This window comes from Brenneria tiliae (assembly GCF_023347575.1).
Classification (GTDB): Bacteria; Pseudomonadota; Gammaproteobacteria; order Enterobacterales; family Enterobacteriaceae; genus Brenneria; species Brenneria corticis.
Window position 1 is genome coordinate 39,213 of sequence record NZ_JAKPCB010000102.1, and the last position, 15,507, is coordinate 54,719.

Consider the following 15,507-nt stretch of genomic DNA (forward strand, 5'->3'; position numbering starts at 1 on the left):
CTGAGTTCCTTCTTTAGGTTGTTATGGTTTCTTTGGCCGCTAAAACATCCGCGTAATAACGCGCGGCGACGTCAGGGTGGGAACGCAGCCGTCCTTTGAGATAATTCCAGCCTACGTCGCGCAGCAGGGGATTGTGCGGATCGCTGGCCGGCCCCAGCGCCTTGGCGGCAAGGTGGTCGGGTAAGCGATAGACCGGCACCACGGCATCCAGTTGGGCGCCGAGGAAAAAGGCGATGGAGAGGCGTTCCCGGCCCGGCGGCGGCGAAACCACCCGATGCACCGTCGCCCGCAGATAGCCGTTGGTCGCCAGCTCCAGCAGTTCGCCGATATTGACGACAAAAGAGCCGGCCAGCGGCAGCGCGTCGATCCAGCGTCCGGGCTCTATTTCCACCTGAAGCCCCTGCTGGTTATCCTGCAATAAAAAGCTCAGAAAGCCGGAATCCTTATGGGAACCGACGCCCTGCCGGCTGCCGTCGTTCGGCTGGGCGGGATAGCGGATCAATTTGATATGCTCATTGGGTTTTTCGCCGTACAGCGCATCAAACGCGGTGACCGGCAACTCCAGCGCTTCGGCGAACGCCCGCAGCAGGCGCAGCGACATGCGCGTCATCTCCTGCTGCCACTGCAGCAGCGTGGTTTTCAGTTCGGGAAGCGCCGCGGGCCACAGATTGGGGCCCTGCAACCGCCGCCAGGCGGGGTCGTCCGCCAGCAGCGACAGCGCGGGACGTTCCGCGCCGATATCAAACTGCTCGCGCCAGTCCGGCTGATTGCGCGTCAACTCCGAACCGGCGCGGTTATAGCCGCGAAAATGGGGGGAATGAATCATGGCCGCGCGCTGTTTCTCTTCGTCCGGCAGGGCGAAAAATTCCCGCGCCAGCTGCTGTACCCGCTGTTGCAGCGCGTCGCTGACGCCGTGATGGGCCAGATAGAAAAAACCGACGTCCCGGGCGGCGCGGTTCAGTTTCGCCAGGAAAGCGGCCCGATGTTCGGCGTTGCCGTCAAGCTGCGATAGGTCGAGTATGGGTAAGGATGTGATGGTGCTCATAGCGGACTCCCGTAATTACGCCGTAAAAATCGCCTGAATAGCTGTCGGAGTCGCTGCAACAACGGTAACGATACATGGTGAATCCCTCTGTGAATCAGTCCGGCAACGAGATGCGCGGCCAATGGTTTTCCGGCCTCCGCGGCGCCGATGGGCGTTTGCGCTGAGGCTCCCAGGTATTAATCCCCATTTTCCCCAAGGGGTAAAATGCAAATAGTGGAAAAGCTCATTCATATAATCGCTATGGCGATCGCCGCCTCGGCAAGCGCCGCCGGCAAAATTTATCCGTCTGCCAAAAAACGGCAAAGAATAGCGTTTTTACGCAGTTAACAACCCTATTTGATTATGATTTTCTGGCAGCAGGGCTTCTCTATCGGACGGGGAAAGTAATGTCATCATTAAAACCACAATTACAGGCCGGGCATGACGTTGCGCATATTGACGATCGCCAGGCGGATAGCGCACATGCGCTTCAGGCAAGTGAGTGACGCCCCGTGTCCGCGCCGCGCTATTATCATCATGACGCGCCCTTTACGCTGGAGAACGGTACGCGGCTCCCGCGTATCGATATCGCCTATCACACCTATGGCGCGCTCAATCGGCAACGATCCAACGTCGTCTGGATATGTCATGCGCTGACCGCGAATTCGGACGTTTCAAGCTGGTGGCCGGAGCTGGTCGGCGGCGGCAAGCTGTTCGATCCCGAGCGCTATTTTATCGTCTGCGCCAATGTGCTGGGTTCGCCGTATGGCTCCACCGGCCCGCAAAGCCCGGATCCGCACAGTGGAAAACCCTATCTGCTGGACTTCCCGTTAATCACCGTCAGGGATATGGTGGCGGCGCACCGCCTGCTCGCCGGGCATCTGGGCATCGAACGGATTTTTTTGCTCACCGGCGGCTCCATGGGCGGACAACAGGCGCTGGAGTGGGCGATACAACAGCCCGAGCGGATTCAGCACGCGGCGATACTGGCGGCCAACGCGGCCAGTTCTCCCTGGGGCCTGGCGTTTAATGAAAGCCAGCGGCTGGCGCTGTGCGCCGACAGCACCTTCGACGGCGTCAATCCGCACGGCGGCAAACAGGGGCTGATGGCCGCCCGCAGCATCGCCCTGCTCTCTTATCGCAACTTCCATACCTACCAGCACACCCAGGCAGAGCAGGATTGCCACAAATTCAGCCAGTTTCTGGCCGCGTCCTACCAACGCTATCAGGCCGAAAAATTTATCCGCCGCTTTGATGCCTACAGCTATTGGAGCCTGATCAACGCGCTGGACAGCCATAATATCGGCCGGCATAAAAAGAGCGCGCAGGCGGAACTGGCAAAGATCACGGCCAGAACGCTGGTGATCTCCATTACCTCCGACCTGCTGTTCCCCCCGCCTGAGCAACGCTATCTGGCGCAACATATCGCCGATGCGCACTATATGGAAATGGATTCACTCTACGGGCACGATGGCTTCCTGGTTGAAACCGCGAAACTGGCAACGATGATCGCATCGTTTCTGCGCCACGCGCCTATTGCGCCATTGAGCGCCGGCAGCCCCCTGCCCGCCGGACATTAACCTGCGCGCGTTAAGCCGCCATTCTCCCCGCATCGGACAATATTCGCCCCCCGTTACCAGGCTGACTTCCCCCCCCCGGTTTTGCCTGCGCAGGGTGATTTCCCTTTTTCCGTCGCCGGAAGTATATACGTCCGAACTGCTGCGCGCCCATACATCCGCACGGCCAAACAGCATTTTATATTACATATACGCATATTCATTGGTGATTTATTTCGTTCATCCGGTTTCATAGCGGATCTAATATGGTGCATCACCTTTCCCCATCAGGACGGAAAAACCATGGCGATCCCCGCTTCCGTGCTCGACTTTATCGGCCAGACGCCGTTGCTTGAGCTGACCCATTTCGACGCCGGCCCCTGTCGGCTGTTTGTAAAACTGGAAAATCAGAACCCCGGCGGGTCGATCAAAGACCGCGTCGCCTTATCGATGATTGAACACGCGGAACGGCAGGGATGGCTGCGGCCGGGAGGCACCATTATCGAGGCCACCGCCGGCAATACCGGTCTGGGACTGGCGCTGGTGGCGGCGCTGAAAGGCTATCGGCTGGTGCTGGTGGTGCCGGATAAAATGAGCCGGGAAAAGATTTTTCATCTGCGGGCGCTGGGAACCGAAGTGCTGCTGACGCGCTCCGACGTCGCCAAAGGGCACCCGGATTACTATCAGGATTATGCCCGCCGCCTGGCGACGGAAATTCCCGGCGCCTATTACATCGACCAGTTCAACAACCCGGCCAACCCGGAGGCGCACTACCGCTCCACCGGCCCGGAACTGTGGCGGCAGTTGGATCATCAGGTTGACGCGGTGGTGGTGGGCGTCGGCTCCGGCGGCACGCTGGGCGGCCTCAGCCGCTACTTTGCGCAGGTATCGCCGCATACCGAATTCGTGCTGGCCGACCCGGAGGGCTCAATCCTCACCGACTACCTGCGCCACGGCGCGGTGGGCGAGGCCGGAAGCTGGCGGGTGGAAGGCATCGGCGAAGATTTTATCCCCGAACTGGCCGATTTCAGCCAGGTCAAACAGGCTTACGCCATCAGCGATGCCGAATCCTTTACCACGGCGCGGGAATTGCTGCGCAAGGAGGGCGTGCTGGCCGGATCGTCGAGCGGTACGCTGCTGGCCGCCGCCCTGCGCTATTGCCGCGCCCAGACGGAGCCGAAGCGGGTGGTCACCCTGGTGTGCGACAGCGGCAACAAATATCTCTCCAAAATGTTCAACGATTACTGGATGGTGGAACAAGGATTGATCAAACGTCCGCCGCACGGCGATCTGCGCGACCTGATCACCTACCGGCACGACGAAGGCGCCACGGTGTCGGTGGCCCCCGACGATACGCTGGCGGTGGTCCATGCCCGCATGCGCCTGTATGACATCTCTCAGCTTCCGGTGCTGGAAAACGATCGGGTGGTGGGCATCATCGATGAGTGGGACCTGCTCAACAGCCTGAAAAAAAATGCGCAGCACTTCTCGCTTACCGCCCGCGAAGCGATGACCGATCGGCTAAAAACCCTGCGTAAGGAGGCGTCGCACGATGAACTGCTGGCGACTTTCGATCAGGGACACGTCGCCATCATTCTGGATGGCGAACGCTTTCTGGGGCTGATTACCCGCACCGATGTGCTGAATCACTGGCGGCAGACGCTGCGCTGATCCCCCTTTTTCCGACATAACAAGGAATATGCCATGAGCCGTTTTGATACCCAGACCGTCCACGCCGGCTATACCCCCGACGGCACCGGCGCGGTGATGCCCGCCATTTACGCCACCTCCACCTTTGCCCAACGCGCGCCGGGGGAACACGCCGGCTATGAGTATTCCCGCAGCGGCAATCCGACCCGCGGCGCGCTGGAAGCCGCCATCGCCGAACTGGAGGGCGGCACGCGGGGATTCGCTTTCGCCTCCGGGCTGGCGGCCAGCTCGACCATCCTCGAACTGCTCGATCACGGCAGCCATGTGGTGGCGGTGGACGACCTTTACGGCGGCACCTGGCGGCTGCTGGAAAACGTGCGCAAACGCACCGCCGGGCTACAGGTCACCTACGTCGACCCCGCCGATACTCAGGCGCTGGAGCGCGCCATCACTCCGCAGACCCGGCTGATCTGGGTCGAGACGCCGACCAATCCGCTGCTCAAGCTGGCGGATCTGGCGGCGATAGCCGCCATCGCCCGAAAACACCGGCTTATCAGCGTGGCGGATAACACCTTCGCCTCCCCCGCCCTGCAACGGCCGCTGGATCTGGGATTCGATATCGTGATCCATTCCGCCACCAAATACCTTAACGGCCATTCGGACGTGATTGCCGGGCTGGCGGTGGTGGGCGATAACCCTGAACTGGCGGCCCAGCTCGCCTATCTGCAAAACGCCGTGGGCGGCATCCTCGATCCGTTCAGCAGCTTCCTCACCTTAAGGGGAATTCGTACGCTGGCGCTGCGTATTGCGCGCCACAGTGAAAGCGCGCTGACCATCGCCCGCTGGCTGGAACAGCAGCCGCAGGTGAAACAGGTCTACTACCCGGGGCTGCCCAGCCACCCGCAGTACGGGCTGGCGCAGCGGCAGATGTCCGCCGCGGGCGGCATGATCTCGGTGCGTTTGCAGGGCGACGAGGGCTACGCCCGCGCGGTTATCCAGAAAACCCGGCTGTTTACGCTGGCGGAAAGTCTGGGAGGCGTGGAAAGCCTGATCAGCCAACCCTTTGCCATGACGCACGCCTCGGTGCCGCTGGAAAAACGGTTGCAAAAAGGGATAACGCCGCAGCTATTGCGCCTCTCCGTCGGCATCGAAAACCCGCAGGATCTGATCGACGATCTGCAACAGGCGCTGAATACGCAGGAAAACAATCTGTAGAGACAAAAAGATGGCGGATGACGGCGATAACGCCGTCATCCTTCACGCCGGGCAGGGATTAATACCTTTCCAGCCAGTGGGCGTAAGGGGCGGGCAAGGTCCAGGAAGGACGTTCAATACCCAGTTCCTTCGCTGCGAAGTAGCTCCAGTGCGGATTAGCCAGATGCGCCTTGCCGACCATCACCAGATCCAGCTGTTCGGCGGCGACGGCCTGCTGCGCAAGGTCGGGGGTGCCGAAGCCCCAGGCGGACGACACGGGAATATCCGCCTGCTGACGAACCTGGCGGGCAATCGGCCCCAGAAACGCCGGCGCCCAGGGAATATCAGCCTGCGGCGTCGAGAAGCCGATACTGACGCTGAGCATATCCAGCCCCGCCTGTTTAAAGCGGCGCGTCAGCTCAATCGACTCCCGTAGCGTCTCCTCATCGCGCCCGTCAAACTCAATCACGCCAAAGCGAGCGGTCAAGGGTAAGCGCTCCGGCCACACCTCGCGCACCGCCGCCAGCGTTTCCAGCACAAAACGGCTGCGGTTATCGAAACTGCCGCCGTAGCGATCGCCGCGCTGGTTGGAATGCGTGGAGAAGAAACTCTGCCCCAGATAGCCGTGGGCGAAGTGCAGCTCCAGCCACTCAAAGCCCGCCTCTTTTGCCCGCCGCGCCGCCGCCACAAAATCATGGCGCACGCGGTCGATATCTTGCTGCGTCATTTCCCGCGGCTTTCTGGGCAGATTGGCGCCAAAGGGGATGGCGGACGGGGCGATGGTCTGCCAGCCGCGCGGATCGTCCTCGGCGATATGGTCGTCCCCCTCCCACGGAATATTGGCGCTGGCCTTACGCCCGGCGTGGGCGATTTGAATGCCCGGCACCGACCCTGCCGCCTTAATCGCCTTGACCACCGGAACGAACGCCTGCGCCAGCTCATCATTCCAGATACCGGCGCAGCGCGGGGTAATGCGCCCTTCCGGCGCCACCGCGGTGGCCTCGACGATCACCAGCCCGGCGCCGCCGCGCGCCAGGGACGCGTAATGCACCTGATGCCAGTCGTTGATCAGTCCGTCATCGGCGGAATACATGCACATGGGCGGCACGGCGATACGGTTGCGCAGCGTGACATCTTTCAGTTTAAAGGGTTGAAATAGTGCTGACATGGGCGTTTCCTATATGAGTTAGGGGATAGTTCTATATTTCGATATTATTCGAATAATAGATTTTAAACAACCCGCCCGCTATAATTCGCCCATGAGAGCATTCAAACACCCCACAGCCGATGAATTTGTCCTTGAGCGCGTACTGTACGCCTTGAGCGATCCGGTACGCATGGAGATTGTCCGCCGCCTGGCCCGCATGGGCGAAGCCACCTGCGGCGATCTCGACGGCGGCCGCCCGAAATCCAGCGTCTCCCACCATTTCCGGGTATTGCGTGATTCGGGCCTGATCCACACCACCAATATCGGCACCACCCATATCAACCGCTTACGCCACGGCGAAATGCAAAGCCGCTTTCCGGGGTTGCTGGATGCCATTTTGGCGCAGCGGATTGAGGTGTAGCCAGGCGGCAGTTCAGAATGAACGGCAGGCGCAAAACCGCTTATCTATTTCACAAATCAGAATTTGCTTTGCCAATATAGGAATATAGAGCCGCCGGATTTTCCATTACCCTGATTTCGCCCGCAATACAGAAGGTGAGTGACGGATGGATTACTACATTGGCATTGATATCGGCACCTCGAAGGTTAAATCGGTGCTGTTTGACGGCGCGTTTAATGAACACCAGATCGCCTCCGCCGCCAACGTCACCGAGACGCCCCACTCAGGTTATGCCGAACAGGATATGAACGGCCTGTGGCAAGGGGTATTGTCGACGTTAACCACCCTGTCGCGCTCCCCCCTGCTGCGGCAGGGCCGGTTAAAAGCCATCGGGCTGACGGGCCAGGGAGAAGGCGTATGGCTGAGCGATCGCCGGGGAGAACCCATCCGTCGCGCCATCCTGTGGAGCGATACCCGCGCGGCGCGGCGGGTGGCGCAGCTAAAACAGGATCCGGCGCTTGAAGCCGCGCTGTTCGCCGCCACCGGCTCCCCGCTGCTGCCGTGCAACAGCAGCCTGATCCTTCACTGGCTGGCGCGGCATCAACCCGAGTCGCTGCACGCGGCGGACTACTTTTTCTTTGCCAAAGACTGGGTGCGCTTTCGCCTGACCGGCAGCGCCAACCTTGAACTAACCGATGCCGGCACCTCGCTGCTGGATCTGCATCATGAAACCCTGTCGGACACAGTGCTGGATGCGCTGGAACTGCGCCCGTTCCGCCGCCTGTTTCCCCCGCTGCTGCAACCGCAGGAGACGGCCGGCGCGCTGGGGGAGGATATCGCCGCGCTGACCGGCCTGCCGCCAGGCACCCCGGTGTGCGCCGGCGCGCTGGACGTCTCCGCCGCCGCGCTGGGCATCGGCGCGGTTCACGACGGGGATATTTTCACCATCCTCGGCACCACCTGCTGCACCGGCATCGTCTGCCGCGGTCTGGCGCGCGTCAGTCCCAAAACGCGCTTTGTCGCCCATGCCTGGCCGGGCCACTACCTCAATCTGTTCGCCATGCAGTCCGGCACGCCGAACATTGACTGGGCGCTGGGGCAGTTGGCGGATACCGCCGACTTCGACGAGCTCGGCAAACGTATCGCCCGCATTGCGCCGGGCAGCGACGGCGTGTTTTACCAGCCTTACCTGAACGGCGAACGGGCGCCCTTCTACAGCCAGTTCGCCCGGGCGGGCTTCTTCGGCATCGGCCAGCGCACCACCAACGATCACCTGCTGCGCGCGGTGTTCGAAGGGCTGGCCTACGCCATCAAGGACTCGCTGACCGATTACCCTGACGGCGGCGATCTCTATATCGCCGGCGGCGGCGCGGCCTCCCCCTGGTGGCTGCAAATCATCGCCGACTGCACCGGACGCAAGGTGATCGCCAGCCCGGTGAAAGAGCTCAGCGCCCGCGGGGCGGCGGTGCTGGCGGCGCTCGCCGTGGGCGAAAAAATCGTTCCCTCGGATCTGGCGGGCGATGCGGGGCGGCAGGCGTTTATCCCCGATCCCCGCGCCCATCGCCATTACCAGACGCTGTTCCCCATCTTTCGCCGGCTGCGCGACCAGTTGCAGCCCCTGTGGCTGGCCCGCGAGCAGGCGCTAAATACGCTTTCAGAAGAGCCGCTATGATGAAAATCATTTTTACCGCCGAGTATGACGGCAGCCTCGATCGGTTTCGTCGTCTGGGCGAACTGGTGCTGGACGGCTGGGCCGTCGGCAAACCCAAACTGAGCGAAGCGGCGCTGATTGAGCTGGCGCAGGACGCGGAGATCATCATCACCAGCTATGACGATATCACCGCCGGGGTGATTGCCGCCTGCCCGCGCCTGCGGCTTATCGCCTGCACCCGCGCCAACCCGGTGAATATCGACGTCGCCGCGGCGCGGGATCGCGCGATTCCGGTGATCTATACGCCGGGGCGCAACGCCGATGCCGCCGCGGAACTGACGCTGGCGCTGATGCTCAACGTCGCGCGCCATATTCCGCAGGCGCACGCGGCCCTGAAGCGCGGCGAGTTCACCCGCGACGATCGGCAAAGCCGCGCTACGCAGGCCGGCCTGCGGCAGGACGTGGTCTGGGACGTCACCAAAGAGAGCCCGTACGAGGTGTTTAAAGGCAGCGAACTGCGCAACAAGGCGCTGGGCATTGTCGGCTACGGCAGCATCGGCAAACGGGTGGGCAGGCTGGCGCGGGCGTTCGGCATGCAGTTGCTGATCGCCGATCCCTACGTCGCGGCGGAGGAAATTGACGAACCCGGCATACGTAAAACCACGCTGGAAGCGCTGTTCGCCGAAGCGGACTTCGTCAGCCTGCACCTGAACAGCACCCCGCGGACCAGGGGCCTGGTTAACGCCGCGCTGCTCAGCCGCATGAAACCGCACGCCTACCTGATCAACACCTCGCGCGCGGCGGTGGTGCGCGAAGAGGATCTGATCGCCGCCCTGCGCGACAAACGGCTGGCCGGCGCCGCGCTGGACGTCTACGACAGCGAACCGCTGTGGCGCCATCATCCGTTCGTCACCGAATTCGACAACGTGGTGATCACCCCGCATATCGCCGGCGCCACGCGGGAAACCCTGAGCAAACACACCGCGATGATCGCCGCCGAGCTGGAGCGCTTTGTCGGCGGCGAGCCGCTGTTGTATGTGTGGAAGTAAGTTGGGTTTTGTGGTTGTAAAATTCTTATGCTTGCCGTAGATTTATTAAACAGTTGACGATGCCGTCAATCGCTCTGAAGGGTCTCACATAGGTGAGGCAAACGCCAGGCGGCACATAGTGCCCGGGCTAAGGTGGGTATATGTTGCACAGCCAAGTTAAAGCAAAGAATCAGCGCTCTTTCCAGACCATTCGTGATAACACGAGTGTGATCAATAGTTTTGAGTCGCGTTCGTTTCCTGACACCGTTGAGGTGCGTAGGATGCTTAGCCGTACCCACAAAGAATCTCAGCACTTCATTGTAACCCTGAAAAGCGATCTTGATCGCGCGGCTGACACTACGGTTGTTAAGCCCTTTGCGGAAATAGCGATTCGTGGCGAAAAACTACGCTTTACGGTTAAGCCCAAAAACCAGTACCCGAATCTGCATGTAAGTGAAGAGATTTTACGCATGATCGAGACGTCTGTAGCCAGGTTCATGGAAAACACCTTTGCTACCCACGTTTTTTTTAGCGATAACAAGACTCAGGATAGCAAAAAGGAATGGTGCCTTCTTTAACCGGCGATAGTTACGCTAAAGATTTATCAAAACTCCCGTCTTTTCCAGGCGGGAGTTTTATTTCCAATATCCACTATTTTCTCTTACCAGATGACGTTGTGATGCTCCGCCTCACGGAAATCACCTACGACAAAGCTGATTACGACCATATTGCGACGGTAGAAGAATTGACCTTCTCATCCCCGGGTTTCATCACTGAACATATTGATGAACTTCGTGAAGAGAACGGCCTGAGTGATGAAGAGGTTGTTGAGAGGATCTTGGCTCTCGATATGATCGATGAAGACTCAACAATGATCATTGCTCGTTTCGCCTATAACAACTTCATTTTCAAAAACCGTGATGGTAATCAAGTTCAGGGGAAACAGATTAAAGGCGCTTACGTCCACCCGCAAAAGGCAGGCGTTGGTTTGGCCGGCCAAATCTACCGACAGTTGGCTATCCTTCACCGGCATCTCGTTTGCGATAACTTGCAGACTGTTTATGGCGCTGCTCTTTGGGCTGTAACTGTGCGGAATGTCGCCGGTAGAGTCGATATTTATAACGCTGCCCGGGAGCAGTATGTTGAAGAACTTGGCGACGGTGCGGTAGGCGTAAATGGATGTATTCCTTGGGATATAGGCACTTTAACCCCATTCAAATCAGGTAAGTGGCAGCAGTACCCCTACCACGCCACGATCCACCATTGTTATTACCTGGTGTTGATAATCTCAGCATAACGAAGTCGTGGTGGGGTAATCCAATAGATGTCAACAGGTTACAACGTCTCCGCCTGCGCCATAAACCGCAGGGTCTCCTCCCAGTCCACCACGCCGGCGTCGGAGCCGAGGCCGGTGGCTACCAGGCCGGAAACCGCCGACCCGAGACGGCAGGCGCGCTCAAGATCCCAGCCGCGCGCCAGCCCGGCGATAAACCCGCCGCAGTAGCTGTCGCCGCAGCCGGTGGTATCCACCACCGGGACCCGATAGGCGGGAATATGCAGCGAAAAATCCTGCCCGAATACGTAGGAACCGTCGGCGCCGGCTTTAAAAATGCATACCCCCACGCCCCGATCGAGAAAGAACGCCGCGCTGTCCGCCAGCTTCTCCCGCCCCGACAAAAACGTCGCTTCCTGGCGCGACGGCATAAAATAGTCGACATCGGGCAGCAGCGGCGCCAGCAGCGACAGGGTGCCGCCGTCCGGGGCGATCAGGTCCAGACTGGTGGTGACCCCGCGCGCCTTGGCATGGCGCAGCAGCCGGGCGCTCTGTCCCTGATCCATCCTGGCCAGCAGCCCGGTGCCGCCGTGGTGCAGAAAGCGCGTATTGCATACCGCGTCAAAATCCTGCTCGGCAATAAACAGCCGGTCGGAGGCGCCGCGATAATGCAGCGCCGAACGCTCGCCGTCCGGGCGGATCGCCAGAATGGTGGCGGACGTCTCCGCCTCGCGGGTGCGCTGCACCAGCGAGCAATCAATCCCCAGCCGCCGATAGACGCCGAGAATAAAGTCGGCTTTTTCATCCTCCCCCAGACAGGCGGCGGTGGCGGTGCGGATCCCCAGCTTGGCGGCGTTCATCGCCGCGCCGCTGGCCGTGCCCGCCGGATTCAGGCGGATCTGTTCGATAAACTCCACCCCGCCGCCGGGCGGGAGTGCGCGGACCGGACGACCGGCGATATCCAGAATGGTTAACCCGACAAAAACCGCATCAAACTGACTCACTTCGACTCCTTTTATCATCCCAGGCCCTGCCGCCGTCTCCGTTTACCGACGCTGCCGCAGGCGCCCCTGCAAAAACGACAGCGCCAGCGCCACCACCAGAATAATGCCGGTCAGGGCGTCTTTTACCATAAAGTTCAATCCCATCAGATTCAGCCCGTTGGCGATCATGGCGAGGAACAGCACGCCGATCAGCGTACCCGGCACGTTCGGCCGCACGTGCGCGTGGAACGCGGTGCCGATAAACACCGCCGCGATGGCGTCCATCAGGTACGCCTGCCCCGCCAGCGGGGTAAACTGCCGCAGATTGGCGGAGAGGATCACCCCGCCGACGGCGCAGGTCATTGAGGAGACAATCAGCAGCCAGAACAGCGTGCGCCGCACGTTGACGCCGGCGATCAGCGCCGCCGGCGCATTCAGCCCGATGGCGTGAATGCGTTTACCGGCGATGGTGCGCTCAAAAAACAGGTAGTAGCTCACCAGCAGCGCCAGCCCGATAAGGATCGGCAGCGGTATCCCCCACAGGTCGCCCACCGCCAGTTGGTGATATTCCGGCGCCATGCGCCGATAGGCGATCGGGCCGCCGCCGTCGGTATAGATACGCTCGACGCTGCTGCCGATAAACCAGGTGCCCAGCGTGGCCAGGAAGGGTTTTATGCGGCAATAAATAATCAGCCCGGCATTCAGCAGCCCTACCAGCGCGCCGCCCGCCAAGGCCGCCAGCACCGCCGCCTGCCACGGCAACTGATAGACCTTGAGCGCCACCAGCGCGAACGCGGCGCCGAAGTCCAGCGCCACCCCCACCGACAGGTCGATGCCGCCCGCGGTGACCACCAGCGTCATCGCCAGCGCCACGATCAGCAGCACCGCGCTCCCCTGCAACAGGTTGCCCCAGTTGCCGAAAGTCAGAAATACCGGGCTGCTGAGCGCGAAGAACAGCAAAAACGCCAGCAGGATAAGCAAAAAACCGTAGCGGACAAACAGCGTCAGCAGCAGATTGTCCCGCCGCGGCACGGCCGGGGAAGGCATAACGCTCTGCTTCACGATGCGCGCCTCCGCTGCTGTAGCGAGGCCGCGCCCAGCACCAGCAAAATCAATGCGCCCTTGATGGCGCCGACCCAAAAGATATCCACCCGCAGCAGCGCCAGCCCGTTTGATAGCGCATTGACCAGCAGTGCTCCCAGCAGCGCGCCCCAGATGGTGACCACCCGGCGTCGGGAAAACGAGGCGCCGATAAAGGTCGCCAGCACCATCTCCAACAGCAGCGGCTCCGCGGTGCCGGGCGAGCTGCCGGAGCCCTGCGCCAGCAGCGTCAAAGAGGCCAACGCCGCCGCCAGCGCCGCCAGCAGATAGGAGCCGGTCACCAGCGCGCGCACGGAAAGCCCGGACATCAGCGCCGTTTCCGCATTACCGCCGGCCACCTGCAAATGCTGTCCCCAGCGGCTATGGTGGACAATAAACTGAAACAGGGCGAAAACCAGCAGCATAAACCACACCGCCAGCGGCAGTCCCAACAGGCTGTTATCGCGAAACGCCACGATAGCCGGATCGCCGACGCTGATGCGCCGCTGCCGGGTCAGCAGATTGGTCAGGCCGGTGAGCGCCACGGAACAGGCCAGCGTCGCCAATAGCGGCGGCAGGCGCACCAGCACCACCAGCAGCGCATTCAGCCCGCCCGCCAGCAGCGTGGCCGATACCGCCAGCAGCGTCAGCCATAGATAGCCGTCGCCGCCGTTGGTCAGGCCGTGGCTGACGATCGCCACCGCCAGCACCGCAATGGCGGGCAGCGAGAGATCGATGCCGCCCGCCACCACGTCATCGCCGCCGCCGGCGATGACACACACCAGGCCGAAGCACAGTATCGCCAGCGGCGCCGTCTGGCGCAGAATAATGGCGATATTCTGCCAAGAGAGAAAATAGGGCGCCTGCAGGCACAGAAACAGCAGCAGCGCGGCGAATAACAGCAGCGGAATTTTATCGAGCAGCGCCGGCGGCCGCCAGCCGGCCGGCACCAGAGCGGCAAGAGGTATCATATTGCCTCCTTTTCCGTTTCCGCGCCGCCGCTGGTCAGCGCCAGCAGCGCGTCTACGGAGAGTTGTTCGGTCGCGATATCGGCAATCAGTTCGCCGCGCCACATCACCAGAACGCGGTCGCACAGTCCCAGCAGTTCGCCGGCGTCGCTGGAGGAGACGATCACGCTGCGCCCCTGCTCCGCCAGTTGGCGGGTCAGCTGGTAGATTTCCGCCTTGGCGCCGATATCCACCCCCAGCGTCGGCTCGTCCAGGATAAACAGCGTGCTGGCGGTACTCAGCCAGCGGGCCAGAATCACTTTCTGCTGATTGCCGCCGCTCAGATAGCGCACCGGCAGGCCGACCTCGCGCGGGCGGATATCCAGCTTATCGGACAGTTGGCGCGCGCGCTGGTTGGCCCTGGCGCGCCGCAGCCAGCCGTGGCTCGCCACCGCGGGCAGCGAGGAGAGATTGATATTGTCCGCCACCGACCAGGGCAAAAGCAGCCCCTGATGGCGGCGATCGCGCGGAACCAGCGCCATCCCCAGCGCGGTGGCCCGCACCGGGGAGCGGATGCGGCGCGCCACGCCGTTAATTTCGATACGTCCGCCGCGCGCCGGGGTTAAGCCGTACAGCGTGTCGATAAGCGCCTCGCGCCCCGATCCCAGCAGACCGGCGATGCCGACAATCTCGCCCCGCGCCAGCGAAAAGCCGAGCGGGCGGAAATGCCGCCCGTCGGTCAGCCTATCCACGCGCAAAAAAGGCGGCTCGGACGCGGCGGCGCGACGCGGCGCGGCGAACAGGCCGTTAATATCGCGCCCCACCATCAGCTGGATCATGCCGTCGATATGCCGGGCCTCCGCCCCCTGCAGCGTGGCGACCTTACGGCCGTTGCGCAGCACCGTGACACGGTCACAAATCTCTGCTATCTCGTTGAGATAATGGGAAATATAGATAATGGCGATGCCGCGCTGCTTTAGCGCCAGAATGGTTTGCAGCAGCAGGCCGGCCTCGCGCGCCTCCAGCGGCGCCGTCGGTTCGTCAAATACCACCAGCCGGGCGTTGCCGTCGATCAGCGCCCGCGCTATCTGCACCAGCTTGCGTTCCGCCAGGCTCAAATCACTGATTAAGCGGTTGGCGTCCATCGGCAGTTGCAGCGTTTGCTGAAAGAAACGCTCGGTTTCCCGGCGCATCCGCCGCCGATCCAGCCCCAGCCAGCGATGGCGGCGCTCCTGACCGATAAACACCGATTCGGCGACGGTAAAGTGCGGGATCAAATGGAGTTCCTGATGGATAACCCGTACGCCGTGGGCGTGGACGGCGGCGGGCGTCACAGGATGCACCGGCCGACCGTCGAACAGGATAGAACCGCTATCCGGGGCATACACCCCGGCCAGGATCTTGATCAAGGTGGATTTTCCGGCGCCGTTTTCGCCAATCAGGCCGTGGATCTCGCCCGGAGCGGCATGCAGCGAAACATCCTCCAGCGCGGTAACGCCGGCAAAGCGCTTGCCAATCCGCGCCATCGCCAGCCCCGGCGATGCCGGGGCCGCCGCCTGTTGGTGCGCCGTCAT

At 61.6% G+C, this 15,507-nt stretch carries 14 protein-coding genes; 8 read left to right on the forward strand and 6 right to left on the reverse strand.

The genetic code is table 11. From position 1 onward, the window contains the following. Positions 1-13: 13 nt before the first annotated feature. The gene (locus tag MFP24_RS18860) at positions 14-1,045 is read right to left on the reverse strand and encodes an isopenicillin N synthase family dioxygenase (protein WP_249231825.1); all 1,032 of its coding nucleotides are present in this window, start codon (positions 1,043-1,045) and stop codon (positions 14-16) included. A 491-nt stretch (positions 1,046-1,536) separates the two neighbouring features. Here MFP24_RS18860 and metX point away from each other — a divergent pair, with 491 nt between their 5' ends. The 3 genes from metX (at position 1,537) to MFP24_RS18875 (ending at position 5,445) form a co-directional block, all read left to right on the forward strand. Further along, positions 1,537-2,604, forward strand: coding sequence for a homoserine O-acetyltransferase MetX (gene metX, locus MFP24_RS18865; protein ID WP_249231826.1), 1,068 nt, complete (start codon positions 1,537-1,539; stop codon positions 2,602-2,604). Between the two features lie 279 nt (positions 2,605-2,883). Next, entirely contained in the window at positions 2,884-4,251 is a 1,368-nt protein-coding gene (locus MFP24_RS18870; protein ID WP_249231827.1) for a pyridoxal-phosphate dependent enzyme, read from the forward strand. Between the two features lie 33 nt (positions 4,252-4,284). Continuing rightward, positions 4,285-5,445, forward strand: a complete 1,161-nt coding sequence (locus MFP24_RS18875) for a trans-sulfuration enzyme family protein (RefSeq protein WP_249231828.1) — start codon at positions 4,285-4,287, stop codon at positions 5,443-5,445. 58 nt (positions 5,446-5,503) lie between these two features. Here the strand turns inward: MFP24_RS18875 and MFP24_RS18880 are convergent, their stop codons facing one another. Continuing rightward, a complete protein-coding gene (locus tag MFP24_RS18880) occupies positions 5,504-6,592 on the reverse strand; it encodes an NADH:flavin oxidoreductase/NADH oxidase (protein ID WP_249231829.1) in 1,089 nt (362 codons plus the stop codon). A gap of 91 nt (positions 6,593-6,683) precedes the next feature. Between MFP24_RS18880 and MFP24_RS18885 the strand changes: the two genes are divergently transcribed. The 5 genes from MFP24_RS18885 (at position 6,684) to MFP24_RS18905 (ending at position 10,947) form a co-directional block, all read left to right on the forward strand. Continuing rightward, the gene (locus tag MFP24_RS18885) at positions 6,684-6,992 is read left to right on the forward strand and encodes an ArsR/SmtB family transcription factor (RefSeq protein WP_249231830.1); all 309 of its coding nucleotides are present in this window, start codon (positions 6,684-6,686) and stop codon (positions 6,990-6,992) included. A 145-nt stretch (positions 6,993-7,137) separates the two neighbouring features. Then, complete coding sequence (locus tag MFP24_RS18890) at positions 7,138-8,643, forward strand: FGGY-family carbohydrate kinase (protein WP_249231831.1); 1,506 nt, start codon at positions 7,138-7,140, stop codon at positions 8,641-8,643. Continuing rightward, positions 8,643-9,671 carry a 2-hydroxyacid dehydrogenase gene (locus MFP24_RS18895; RefSeq protein WP_249232167.1) on the forward strand — a complete coding sequence of 343 codons (1,029 nt, stop codon included), beginning with the start codon at positions 8,643-8,645 and terminating at the stop codon, positions 9,669-9,671. The genes MFP24_RS18890 and MFP24_RS18895 overlap by 1 nt, the downstream gene beginning before the upstream one ends. A 140-nt stretch (positions 9,672-9,811) precedes the next feature. After that, positions 9,812-10,228 carry a hypothetical protein gene (locus MFP24_RS18900; RefSeq protein ID WP_249231832.1) on the forward strand — a complete coding sequence of 139 codons (417 nt, stop codon included), beginning with the start codon at positions 9,812-9,814 and terminating at the stop codon, positions 10,226-10,228. Then, positions 10,213-10,947, forward strand: a complete 735-nt coding sequence (locus MFP24_RS18905; RefSeq protein ID WP_249231833.1) for a hypothetical protein — start codon at positions 10,213-10,215, stop codon at positions 10,945-10,947. The genes MFP24_RS18900 and MFP24_RS18905 overlap by 16 nt, the downstream gene beginning before the upstream one ends. Before the next feature lie 38 nt (positions 10,948-10,985). Here MFP24_RS18905 and MFP24_RS18910 read toward each other — a convergent pair whose 3' ends face one another. The 4 genes from MFP24_RS18910 to MFP24_RS18925 are packed head-to-tail and all read right to left on the reverse strand — an operon-like array spanning position 10,986 to position 15,507. Continuing rightward, entirely contained in the window at positions 10,986-11,927 is a 942-nt protein-coding gene (locus MFP24_RS18910) for a carbohydrate kinase family protein (RefSeq protein WP_249231834.1), read from the reverse strand. 42 nt (positions 11,928-11,969) lie between these two features. Continuing rightward, positions 11,970-12,953 (reverse strand): ABC transporter permease, encoded by a 984-nt coding sequence (locus MFP24_RS18915; RefSeq protein WP_249232168.1) that lies wholly within the window; start codon positions 12,951-12,953, stop codon positions 11,970-11,972. Positions 12,954-12,964: 11 nt separating this feature from the next. Beyond that, a complete protein-coding gene (locus MFP24_RS18920; protein ID WP_249231835.1) occupies positions 12,965-13,957 on the reverse strand; it encodes an ABC transporter permease in 993 nt (330 codons plus the stop codon). After that, positions 13,954-15,507: a sugar ABC transporter ATP-binding protein gene (locus MFP24_RS18925; protein ID WP_407062028.1), complete on the reverse strand. Its 1,554-nt coding sequence runs from the start codon at positions 15,505-15,507 to the stop codon at positions 13,954-13,956. The genes MFP24_RS18920 and MFP24_RS18925 overlap by 4 nt, the downstream gene beginning before the upstream one ends.

Excerpts from the sequence above, each read along its gene's own strand:
- MFP24_RS18860 (WP_249231825.1), bottom strand. The coding sequence starts at position 1,045 with ATGAGCACCATCACATCCTTACCCATACTCGACCTATCGCAGCTTGAC.
- MFP24_RS18870 (WP_249231827.1), top strand. The coding sequence starts at position 2,884 with ATGGCGATCCCCGCTTCCGTGCTCGACTTTATCGGCCAGACGCCGTTG.
- MFP24_RS18875 (WP_249231828.1), top strand. The coding sequence starts at position 4,285 with ATGAGCCGTTTTGATACCCAGACCGTCCACGCCGGCTATACCCCCGAC.
- MFP24_RS18880 (WP_249231829.1), bottom strand. The coding sequence starts at position 6,592 with ATGTCAGCACTATTTCAACCCTTTAAACTGAAAGATGTCACGCTGCGC.
- MFP24_RS18885 (WP_249231830.1), top strand. The coding sequence starts at position 6,684 with ATGAGAGCATTCAAACACCCCACAGCCGATGAATTTGTCCTTGAGCGC.
- MFP24_RS18890 (WP_249231831.1), top strand. The coding sequence starts at position 7,138 with ATGGATTACTACATTGGCATTGATATCGGCACCTCGAAGGTTAAATCG.
- MFP24_RS18895 (WP_249232167.1), top strand. The coding sequence starts at position 8,643 with ATGAAAATCATTTTTACCGCCGAGTATGACGGCAGCCTCGATCGGTTT.
- MFP24_RS18900 (WP_249231832.1), top strand. The coding sequence starts at position 9,812 with ATGTTGCACAGCCAAGTTAAAGCAAAGAATCAGCGCTCTTTCCAGACC.
- MFP24_RS18905 (WP_249231833.1), top strand. The coding sequence starts at position 10,213 with ATGGTGCCTTCTTTAACCGGCGATAGTTACGCTAAAGATTTATCAAAA.
- MFP24_RS18915 (WP_249232168.1), bottom strand. The coding sequence starts at position 12,953 with ATGCCTTCCCCGGCCGTGCCGCGGCGGGACAATCTGCTGCTGACGCTG.
- MFP24_RS18920 (WP_249231835.1), bottom strand. The coding sequence starts at position 13,957 with ATGATACCTCTTGCCGCTCTGGTGCCGGCCGGCTGGCGGCCGCCGGCG.
- MFP24_RS18925 (WP_407062028.1), bottom strand. The coding sequence starts at position 15,507 with ATGACGGCGCACCAACAGGCGGCGGCCCCGGCATCGCCGGGGCTGGCG.